The organism is Acidovorax sp. CF316 (assembly GCF_000276605.1).
Taxonomy (GTDB): domain Bacteria; phylum Pseudomonadota; class Gammaproteobacteria; order Burkholderiales; family Burkholderiaceae_C; genus Acidovorax.
Map to the genome: position 1 here is coordinate 23,076 of NZ_AKJX01000197.1, position 9,575 is coordinate 32,650.

At 68.4% G+C, this 9,575-nt stretch carries 11 protein-coding genes; all 11 read right to left on the reverse strand.

Features of this window, described 5'->3' with window-relative positions; all coding sequences use genetic code 11:
• Positions 1-26: 26 nt before the first annotated feature.
• The 11 genes from PMI14_RS24030 to PMI14_RS24080 all read right to left on the reverse strand — a co-directional run bounded on the left by PMI14_RS24030 (position 27) and on the right by PMI14_RS24080 (position 9,350).
• The gene (locus PMI14_RS24030; RefSeq protein ID WP_007858194.1) at positions 27-1,388 is read right to left on the reverse strand and encodes an FAD-binding oxidoreductase; all 1,362 of its coding nucleotides are present in this window, start codon (positions 1,386-1,388) and stop codon (positions 27-29) included.
• A gap of 98 nt (positions 1,389-1,486) precedes the next feature.
• Positions 1,487-2,380, reverse strand: a complete 894-nt coding sequence (locus tag PMI14_RS24035) for an ABC transporter permease (protein WP_007858195.1) — start codon at positions 2,378-2,380, stop codon at positions 1,487-1,489.
• On the reverse strand, positions 2,377-3,210 hold the full coding sequence (locus PMI14_RS24040; RefSeq protein ID WP_007858197.1) for an ABC transporter ATP-binding protein: 834 nt from the start codon (positions 3,208-3,210) through the stop codon (positions 2,377-2,379). Before PMI14_RS24040 ends, PMI14_RS24035 begins: the two co-directional genes overlap by 4 nt.
• 75 nt (positions 3,211-3,285) lie before the next feature.
• A complete protein-coding gene (locus PMI14_RS24045; RefSeq protein ID WP_035205469.1) occupies positions 3,286-4,284 on the reverse strand; it encodes an ABC transporter substrate-binding protein in 999 nt (332 codons plus the stop codon).
• Between the two features lie 77 nt (positions 4,285-4,361).
• The gene (locus PMI14_RS24050) at positions 4,362-5,225 is read right to left on the reverse strand and encodes a creatininase family protein (RefSeq protein WP_007858200.1); all 864 of its coding nucleotides are present in this window, start codon (positions 5,223-5,225) and stop codon (positions 4,362-4,364) included.
• A gap of 33 nt (positions 5,226-5,258) precedes the next feature.
• Positions 5,259-5,729, reverse strand: a complete 471-nt coding sequence (locus PMI14_RS24055) for a RidA family protein (protein WP_007858201.1) — start codon at positions 5,727-5,729, stop codon at positions 5,259-5,261.
• Entirely contained in the window at positions 5,726-7,057 is a 1,332-nt protein-coding gene (locus PMI14_RS24060) for an amidohydrolase family protein (protein ID WP_007858202.1), read from the reverse strand. Before PMI14_RS24060 ends, PMI14_RS24055 begins: the two co-directional genes overlap by 4 nt.
• Positions 7,058-7,070: 13 nt before the next feature.
• Positions 7,071-7,658 carry an NAD(P)H-dependent oxidoreductase gene (locus PMI14_RS24065; RefSeq protein WP_007858203.1) on the reverse strand — a complete coding sequence of 196 codons (588 nt, stop codon included), beginning with the start codon at positions 7,656-7,658 and terminating at the stop codon, positions 7,071-7,073.
• Positions 7,659-7,674: 16 nt separating this feature from the next.
• Positions 7,675-7,980: a 2Fe-2S iron-sulfur cluster binding domain-containing protein gene (locus tag PMI14_RS24070; RefSeq protein ID WP_007858204.1), complete on the reverse strand. Its 306-nt coding sequence runs from the start codon at positions 7,978-7,980 to the stop codon at positions 7,675-7,677.
• A gap of 139 nt (positions 7,981-8,119) precedes the next feature.
• Positions 8,120-8,791, reverse strand: coding sequence for a TetR/AcrR family transcriptional regulator (locus tag PMI14_RS24075; protein WP_052024479.1), 672 nt, complete (start codon positions 8,789-8,791; stop codon positions 8,120-8,122).
• A 40-nt stretch (positions 8,792-8,831) separates the two neighbouring features.
• Positions 8,832-9,350 carry a nucleoside deaminase gene (locus PMI14_RS24080; RefSeq protein ID WP_052024480.1) on the reverse strand — a complete coding sequence of 173 codons (519 nt, stop codon included), beginning with the start codon at positions 9,348-9,350 and terminating at the stop codon, positions 8,832-8,834.
• Positions 9,351-9,575 lie beyond the last annotated feature (225 nt).

Here is a 9,575-nt window from a genome sequence, read left to right on the forward strand (position 1 = left end):
CTGGTTGAAGGCAAATCCGCAGGGCACTAAGCCACCTTGGCTACAGGAGGTACCCAGCTGCGCAGCTTGCCGGGGTTGAGCAGGCCCTGTGGATCGAAGCGCTGCTTGATGCCCACCACGGCGGGGTCCAGGTTGTTCTGCTTGCCGTCTTCCACGATGTAGACGTGCGGGTTGTTGATCTGCACGCCATGGTCGCGGTAGATCTGCATGATCTGGTTCAGGCGCTCCTCGGTGCTGTAGCGGATGATCTGCAGCCCGCTGCAGTTGAAGGCGCCTTCCTTGGTGCGCAGAAACTCCAGGTGCATCATCACCTCGCCGCCCAGGGCCTTCTCCAGCGCCTTCACCTGCTCCAGCCGGGTGGCGGGGTTGAAGCCGCTCTGGATGTAGGTGAGCGTCTTGTCCACCTTCAGCGCGTGCAGGGTGGTGTGGTTCCAGGTGTATTCGAGCAGCGTCTTGTGGCTCTTTTCCACCTCGTCGGCGGTCTTGCGGTAGCCGACGTTGCCGCCGTATCGGGTGGCCATGTCGCGCATGCCGTCTTCGGAGTGCGGGGCCACCAGCAGCATCACCGCGTGGCAACCCGCGGGCAGGTGCTCGGCCAGGCTGGTGAAGTAGGCCGGGATGGGCGCGGCCAGAAAGCACACCTCCTTTTTCTCCAGCCCCGGCGCGGCGCCAAAGCGGTCGGCAAACTCCAGCGCGGCGTCGAACTCGGTGAAGGTGACGATGCATTCCGTCCACGCCACCGTGGGGGTCAGCGCCACCTCCAGCTCCAGCACGATGCCGTTGGTACCGTAGGTGTGGTGCAGCAGCATGGCCTCGGGGCCGCGCAGCTCGATGACCTGGGGCTCGGGCTCCACCGTCATGGCACGCACCGCCAGCACGTTGCCAGGGGCGGCCAGCGGGCCGTGGTTGATCGACCCGGCCCCGCCAAAGCCGCCGCCGAACAGCCCGCCCAGCGTGGCGCTGCGGTAGGTGGAGGGCAGCCAGCGCAGCTCCTGCCCCAGGGGCTTGGCCTGCGCGTCGAAGTCCGACAGGCGGATGCCCGCCTGCGCCCGGCCCACGCCGCCACGCACCCAGCCAAAGCCGTTGTAGCCCGACAGGTCCAGAATCACCCCGCCATGCAGCGGCGTGCTCTGCCCGTAGTTGCCGGTGCCGCTGCCGCGCACGGTGAGAGGGATCTGCGCCTGTGCGCAAGCCGCCACCACCTGGCGGATCTCGTCCTCGGTGCGCGGGCGCACGGCCACGTCGCCGCGCTTGCCGGCCAGGTCGCGCTTGAGCACGGGGCTGAACCAGGCAAAGTCCTGCGACAGGCGGCCCACGCGCAGCGGGTCGGCAATCCAGTCCAGGCCGGGCAGCAGCTCGGGCAGTTGGTGGGCGGTGAGGGTGGTCATGTCTGTCTCTCCTGTCGGTGCGGCGGGTGGTGGCAGGCAAAGCGCGGCCCCCACCACGCGTGCGCGGTGTCGAAAATGAGTGTGGTGCTAATTGCGGATCAGTCGTGCGAGTTTTCGCTGGCGTGCCAGCTGCCCAGGGCCAAGCGGGTGCCCCAGGCCATCAGAGCGAACAGCGCCACGCCGGTCAGCGATATCAGCAGCAGCGCGGCGAACATGCGCGGGATGTTGAGTTGAAAGCCTGCCTGCAAAATCTGGTACGCCAGGCCCGCGCCCTGGCCGCCGGTGCCGGCCACGAACTCGGCCACCACGGCACCGATCAGTGCCAGCCCGCTCGATATGCGCAGCCCGCCGAAGAAGTAGGGCAGCGCACTCGGTATGCGTAGGCGCAGCAGGGTCTGCATGCGCGTGGCGCGGTTGAGCTTGAAATAGCTTTGCAGGTCCGGCTCCACGCTGCGCAGGCCCAGCGTGGTGTTGCTGATGATTGGGAACAGCGCCACCAGCGCAGCGCAGATCACCATCGACGCGGTCGGGTCCTTCACCCAGATGATGATGAGCGGCGCCACGGCCACGATGGGCGTGACCTGCAGCAGCACCGCGTACGGGAACAGCGCTGTCTCGATGCGCTTGCTCTGCACGAACAGAAACGAGATCAGCACCCCCGCCACCGTGGCCACAGCAAAGGCCAGCACGGTGATCTTGACGGTGACCCAGAGCGATCCGCCCAGGGCCGCCCAGTCGGTGAACAGCGTCTTGAGCATGAGCAAAGGTGAGGGCACCAGGTAGGGCGGCAGCTCCATGGCCGTGACCAGGCCCTGCCACAGTGCGATGAGCACCAGGCCTACGAGCAGCGGGTAGACCACGCGCTGCACGCGCGGTTGGGCCATGAGGGGAACGCGCGCTGCGACGGGCTTGGGCGCCTTGGCTCGGGCGGGTTGCGCGCTGCGCTCTGCCGGTGCGGGCGCTGCAGGTGCAGTAGGGTAAGGGGTGCTCATGCTGCGGTCTCCTCGGTGTCGGCGCTGGCGCGCAGCAGGCTGTCCTGCAGCTGCTTGGCATAGCGGCTGAATTCGGGTGAGACCATGAAGTCCGCCGTGCGCGGGTAGGGCGCGGCTATGCGGAACTCCTCCACCACGCGGCCGGGGCGCGCGGCCATCATCACCACGCGGCTCGACAGGAACACCGCCTCGTGGATCGAGTGCGTCACGAAGATCACCGTCAGCTTCTTCTTGCGCCACAGGTCCAGCAGGTCCGCATCGAGCTTGTGGCGCGTGATTTCGTCGAGCGCACCGAAGGGCTCGTCCATCAGCAACAGGTCAGGCTGGGTCACCAGGCCGCGCGCAATGGACACGCGCATCTGCATGCCGCCCGACAGGGCGCGCGGCAGCGCATTGGCAAACTTCGATAGGCCCACCAGGGACAGGGCCTCGGCCACGCGGCCGTCGGCCTCCTGGCGCGGCACACCGGCCAGGTCCAGCGGCAGGCGCACATTGGTCTGCACGCTGGCCCAGGGCATGAGCGTGGGCGACTGGAAGACAAAGGCCATCTTCTTGCCGCTTTCGTCGAGCTGGGTCACGGGCTTGTGCCACAGCTGAAGCCGGCCATCGGTGGGCTCCAGCAGGCCGGCCACCATCTTGAGCAGCGTGCTCTTGCCGCAGCCCGAGGGGCCGAGCAGGGTGACGAACTCGCCTTCTTCGATGGTCAGGTCCACCGGCAGCAGGGCCTGCGTGCCGTTGGGGTAGGTCTTCTCGGCCGACAGCACCTGCACGGCGGGCGTGGGGCGGTGGGTCGTTGCCGGGTCGGCGGGGGTGGGCTCAGCGGACTGCATGGGGTCGCCTTTCGATGGATGCGGCCCGCCCCGCTGCGCGCGGGGCCGGGGCCGCTGTTTCAGGGCAGGGCGGGCTTACGGAAGAACCTTGAGGTCCTTGACGAAGGCGGTGCTGTAGGTATCGGCCAGCTTCACCTTGGCCGGGTCGATCAGCTTGGCCTCCACCAGGAAGTCGTAGCTCGCCTTGGCGCGCGCATCGGTCATCACGCCGATGCCCATGCTGGCCGCGTCACCACCGGTCACCATGCCCATCTCCTTGAGCTTGGCCACGCTGTAGGCCAGCTGCTCATCGGTCATGTTCGGGTTGTCCTTCTTGATCAGGGCGTTGGCCGGGGCCGGGTCGGCCAGGTAGCTCTTCCAGCCTTCCATGGTGGCCTTCACGAACGAGGCGACGGCGGTGCCGCGCTCCTTGACGGTCTTGTCCATGCAGCTCACCGTGGTGGCGTAGGCGGGGTAGCCCTGGTCGCTGAACATCAGGGTGTTGGCCTTCACGCCGGCCTTGGCGATGGCGAAGGGCTCGGACGTCAGGTAGCCCTGCTGGGCGGTGTTCTTGTCGGCCACGAAGGGCTGGATGTTGAAGGTATAGGGCCGCGTCTGCGCATCGTTGAAGCCGTACTTGGCCTTCAGCCAGGGCCAGTAGCCGCGCTGGGCCGACGAGGCGATGAGGATGGTCTTGCCCTTGAGGTCCTCGAACTTCTTCACGTCGTCGTGCGCGATGAGCACCTGCGGATCTTTCTGGAAGACGGCCGCCACCGTGGTCACGGGCACGCCGCCTTCGCGCATCTGGATCATCTGCAGGTCGCTCGACCCCATCACGCACTCGGCCTGGCCGGCTGCCATCATCTGCACGATGTTGACCTGCGGTCCGCCCATCTTGATGGTCACGTCCAGGCCGTATTTCTTGTACAGGCCGGTGGCCACCGCCTGGTAGAAGCCGCCGTGCTCGGCCTGCGCGTACCAGTTGGTCATGTAGGTGAACTTTTCCTGCGCGTGGGCCTGCATGGTGCCGGCGGCACCAACAGCGAGCAGCGCGGCTGCACCAAGTTTGGAAAGGTTGGAGGCGGTCTTCTTCATCATGGCAGTGCTCCGGTAGGTGGTGGAGGGGGAACAGGGACGAAAAGGGGGGATGGATGCGGCTGCGTTCGCAGGTTTCAAGCCAGGGCGGTGGAGCTCTCCACATGGCCCGTGTGGTTGGCGCGGCCCCAGGTGGCTTCGGGGCGGGCGGCCCAGCGCAGCTGGTGCAGCTCGGTGATGGCGGCGGCCCAGCTCACGGCCAGCGAGTCGAGGATGGCGTGGCCCTGCTCGGCCGTGGCCGGCAGCGGGTCGCCGATGATGCCGCTGGGCCCGAAGTCGCGCGCGCTCCAGGCGCAGGCGGGGCGGCCGTCGGGCGACAGAAGGGGCGAGCCGAACACGGGCGGGTAGTTCACCACCGCGCGCTCCATGTGCACGGTATCGGGCGCCAGGGCCAGCATCAGCGCCGTCTCGGCATGGCCGGCGTGCATGGCCAGCTTCTTCTCCTGCTCCGACAGGTACTTGCCCGCCACGTGCGGCACGCGCCAGGTGAAGCTGGGCACCACGATGAAGTCGCCATGGCGCAGGCGCAGCTCGCGCGCGCACATCTCCATCACCTGCGGCTGGCCGCCGTGGCCGTTGACGAACAGCAGCTTGCGAAAGCCCGCGCGGTAGACCGACTCGCCCACCTCGTTCATGGTGGCCAGCAGGGTCTCGCCGCTCAAGGTGACCGTGCCCGGAAAGTGCAGGTGCTCCTCCGACTTGCCGTAGGTGATGGGCGCCATGGCAAAGGCCGGCACCTCGGCCGGCAGGCGCGCCAGGGCATGGCCCACCACGCCCGCGCTGATCACCGTGTCCACCGCGCAGGGCAGGTGCGGGCCGTGCTGCTCGGTGGCGCCCGTGGGCAGCACGATCACGGTGTTCTCCTTGTCCGGCAGGTCGACGATCTCGGTCCAGCTCAGGTAGGGCAGGTAGCGGTGGGGCGGGGTGTAGCCGTGCAGCATGGGGCGGGTCTTTCGTGAAGGGGGATGTGGAGGTCAGCGCAAGGGGAGGTAGGCAGTCGCTTCCACCTCGATCAGGATGTCGGCCGTGGGCAGCATGCCGGTGACCTCCACCACGGTGGAGGCCGGCGGCTCGCCCGGGAAGAACAGTTTGCGCACGCGGCTGTACTGGGGGAAGTGGTCCAGGTGCTTGAAGTACTGCACCAGCTTGAACACGTCGGACATCTGGCCGCCCGCGGCCTCGATGGTCAGGCGGATGCGGTCGAGCACATACCAGCTCTGCGCCAGGATGGGCCCCTCCTTGATGTCGCTGCTGAACTCGCCCGTGCGGCCGATCAGCGTGGCCGCCTCGTCGGGGATGTCGGCGTAGCCGCGCACGATGCGGCTGGCCGCAGGGTCCACGGCGATGATCCCGGACAGGAACACCAGGTCGCCCGCTCGGCGCCAGGCGGCATAGCGGGCCAGGGGCTGGGCAATGCCCGAGGGGGTGGTGGAAGCGGTCGTCATGCAAGGCTCCGGTCAGGAATGGGGGAGGGGGCTGGGGTGGCGTTGGCCACATGCCACGCCGCGCTGGCATGGCCGCTGGTGACGCGGCCCTGGCGCAGCACCACGCGCTGCTGCGTGCGCGATGGAAACCCCCAGCCATCGGCCTGCTGGAAGACGATCAAGTCGGCCGCCATGCCGGGCTGCAGCGGTAGCGCATCAGGCCCGCGGCGCAGCCAGTCGCTGCGGCACAGCGCCTCGGACCAGCGGTCGAACGGCGCGTCGAGCTGCGCCGCCAGCACGCCGGTGGCCAGGGCCTCCAGCGGGTCCAGGCTGCCCACGGGGCAGAACGGGTCCTGGATGTTGTCGCTGGCCACCAGCACCGGGATGCCGCGCGCACGCGCCTCCTTGATGAGGGTGATGCCGCGCTGGCGCGGCGTGCGGCCCGTGGTGGCGTCCTGCAGCAGCAGGTTGGTGATGGGCAGGGTCACCAAGGTGATGGGGCTTTGCGCCACGGCGTCCAGCGTGGCCAGGGCGGTGGCCTCGTCCTGCGCGGCCAGCGCGCAGGTGTGGCCGCAGACCACATGGCCTTCGAAGCGCAGTTCTTGCAGCAGCGCGGCCGTGGTGGCCAGGCCCTGGGCGCCGGGGTGCAGTTCCTCGTCCACATGCAGGTCCACGTTCAGGCCATGGTGCTGCGCGGCCTCGAACAGGTGGCGCAGGGCCTGTGGGTCCCAGTTGGTCGAATGCACGAAGCCGCCCAGCAGCGCGCCCGGGCCGCTGTCGGCCACGGTGGCGGCCAGCCGCATGGCGGTGCTGCGTTCGGTGTACAGGTGCAAGGGGATCAGGGCCACGCGCTCCAGCAGCAGGCGGCCGGCCCATTCGTGCGCCAGGCTGCGCAGCACGTTCCAGGCGAGCGGTTGTGCATCGGGCTCCCACCAATCGCAGTGGGTGCGCAGGTGCACGGTGCCGGCCTCGTACGCCCATTGCAGGGCGCGGCTGGCGCGGGCGCGAATGTCGGCCTCGGTCCAGCCCTGGCGGTCCACCATCATGGCCTCGATGGCGCCCAGCAGGCCGGGCTTCACCGTGCCCATGCGCGGCAGGGTGAAGGCCTTGTCCAGATGGGTGTGCGCATCCACCAGGCAGGGCAGCACCAGCGCGCCGGCCAGGTCCCAGGTGGCGCCCGTGGCCGGGGGCTGGGCAGGGTGGTGCGGTGCGATGGACTCGACGCGGCCCTGCACCAGGTGCACATCGGCCAGCGCGGGCTGGCCGGTGCTGCCGGGCCAGGTGCGGGGTAGCAGCCAGCGCGGCAGGCGGGCGTTGAGGATGTGGTCGGGGGTGTTGGATGCGTGCATGCGGATGAACCCCTTACGCAAAGCGCGCCATGGCCTGGCCCACGCGGGCCTTGAAGGCCTCGAGCCGCGGTGGCGTGGCCACGTTCATGTGGTAGTAGGCGTGGTAGTCCACGCGCGCCTTGCCGCCCGTGAGCAGGCGCATGTAGCGCGTGACGGACTTGCGCGGTGGGTCGCCCATGAGCAGCGCCGTCCAGCGCGGGCGGCCATAGGTCACCACGGCCGAGATGCGCTTGATGTGCGTGAGCGAGGGCTTGACGTTGTGCGGGTCGCTGATGTCGAAGGCCACGCCGGGCATCAGCACCCGGTCGAAAAAGCCCTTGAGCATGGCCGGCATGCCGAAGCACCAGGTGGGAAAGCAGAACACCACCGCCTCGGCCCACAGCAGCCGGTCCACATAGCCCTGCACCGGCAAGCGGTTGCTGGGCACCTCGTGGTAGCCCAGGCGCTCCTCGCGGCTGAGCACGGGGTTGAAGTCCTCGGCATACAGGTCGCAGTCGTCCACCTCGTGGCCGGCCGCGCGCAGGTTGCGCACCACCTCGTCGTGCAGGGCCGCGTTGTAGCTGGTCTCCACCGGGTGGCAATAGATCACGAGGATGCGCATGGCGGGGGCTCCTTCTTCAAAGGTCGAGCGTGAGCGTGGGCCCGTGGCTGCGCGCGCAGCACACGGCCACATGGGTGGCCTGCTCTTCAGGGCTCAGGCAGCTGTCGCGGTGGTCGGGTGCGCCGGCCAGCCAGCGCGTGGCGCAGGTGCCGCACACGCCCTGCTCGCACAGCGTGTCGATGGCGATGCCGGCGAGCTGCAGCACATCGGCCATGCTTTCGCCGGGCTCCACGGGCAGCCGCATCTGGCTGCGCGCAAGCACCAGTTCAAAAGAAGCCGGTTCCGTGGCGGGCAGGGGCGCTGCCGTGGCTAGGGTTTGCATGTTTGACCACTTGATTTGATCGATTGGTCAAACTATTGCAAATGCTGTGCCAGCAGGGCTTTCGGGCCGTTGCCTGCCTTGCCCTGGGTCAAAGCGCTGTGTGGGCGCTGCTGCTACGCCCGCAAGCGTGCAGGCCTGTTCACTCTGGTGCGAAATCGGGTGCCAGGCCGCAGCCCAGCAGCACGAAATTGGTGAGCTCGCGCACGATGGGTTCGCGGTCGATGGTTTCTTCGGGCGCAAGGCCCAGCATGATGTGCACCTGCACGCCGTAGTCGGCGTAGTGCTGCGTCATGCCCCAGATCTGCATGAGCAAGAGGCGCGCGTCCAGCCGGCGCATGCGGCCCTCGGCGATCCAGCGGTCGATCAGGTCCACCTTCTGCTGGGTGGACTTCACGGCCACGGGCCAGTACCGGCCCAGGTTGCGCCCGCCGCCCAGCACCTCGGTGGTGAAGATGCGCGACAGCCCCGGGTTGTCCAGCGCGTAGTCGAGCTTCTTGCGCACATAGGTGCTCAGCACCTTCTTCGGGTCGTCGCTCTGGCTGTCGAACTGGAAGGCGCCAGACCAGCCGTTGAGCACCGAGTACAGCAGCTCCTCGTACAGCTCTTCCTTGCTGGCGATGTAGTAGTGCAGCTGCGGCTTGGTCAGTCCCGCGCGCTCGGCAATGGCCTTGGTGGACGCGCCCTTGAAGCCATGGCGGCTGAACTCGGCAATCGCCGCCTCGCGGATCGCACCCAGGATGCGCTCGCGCCCCTGCTTGGAGCGGCTGAGCAGGGCGCCAGAGACATTGCTCTCGGCTTCGGGTTCGGTCATTGAGGGGGCTTTGGACGGCATGGATGCCGATTCTCGCCGTTCAGGATTTCCAGAAGCCCACATGCGGTGCACTGGCCTCTTCGATGAGGGCGGGGCCGATGCATTCGATGGCGTGTGGCGAGGCGGCAAACACGTCGCGGCACGACAGCTCGGCATCGCGCTGCTCCGCGCGCTCCCCGCGGAACTCGCGCAGGCGCACCGCGTCGATGCCGAACACCACGCGGCCGATGCCCGACCAGAAGATGGCGCCCGCGCACATCACGCACGGCTCGGCCGACGAATACAGCGTGGCCTGGGCCAGCGCATCGCGCCCCAGGCGCGGGCTGAGCTGGCGCACGGCATTGGTCTCGGCATGGCCCGTGCAGTCGCCCGTCTCGGTCGCGTTGCAGTAGGCCTCGGCCAGCAGCGTGCCGTCGCCGCCGATCACCACCGCGCCAAAAGGCCGGTTGCCGCGCGCCCGCGCCGTGCACGACCAGGCGATGGCCTGGCGCAGGTAGGTCCCGTCGGTGTCGCCGATGTCGGCAGGGTCATCGAACTGGTGGTGGGGCAAGGCGGCCATCTGGGCATGCATGGGGTGTCTCCGTCAAGGTGAACGGTTGCTGTTGCCACCGCTATGCATTTGGCATGCCACGAACAATGTGTGACATGTATGCATGCCATTCTGAACCCCGCTGCGCACTACCGGCGGCGCCCGAGACTGGCACGGCCAAGGCCGGTGCCCCCGCGCAAGGGCCGCCCCGCCGCGCTGGGGGCGTCCCCCTCCCAGATTGCGAAGCAATATGAG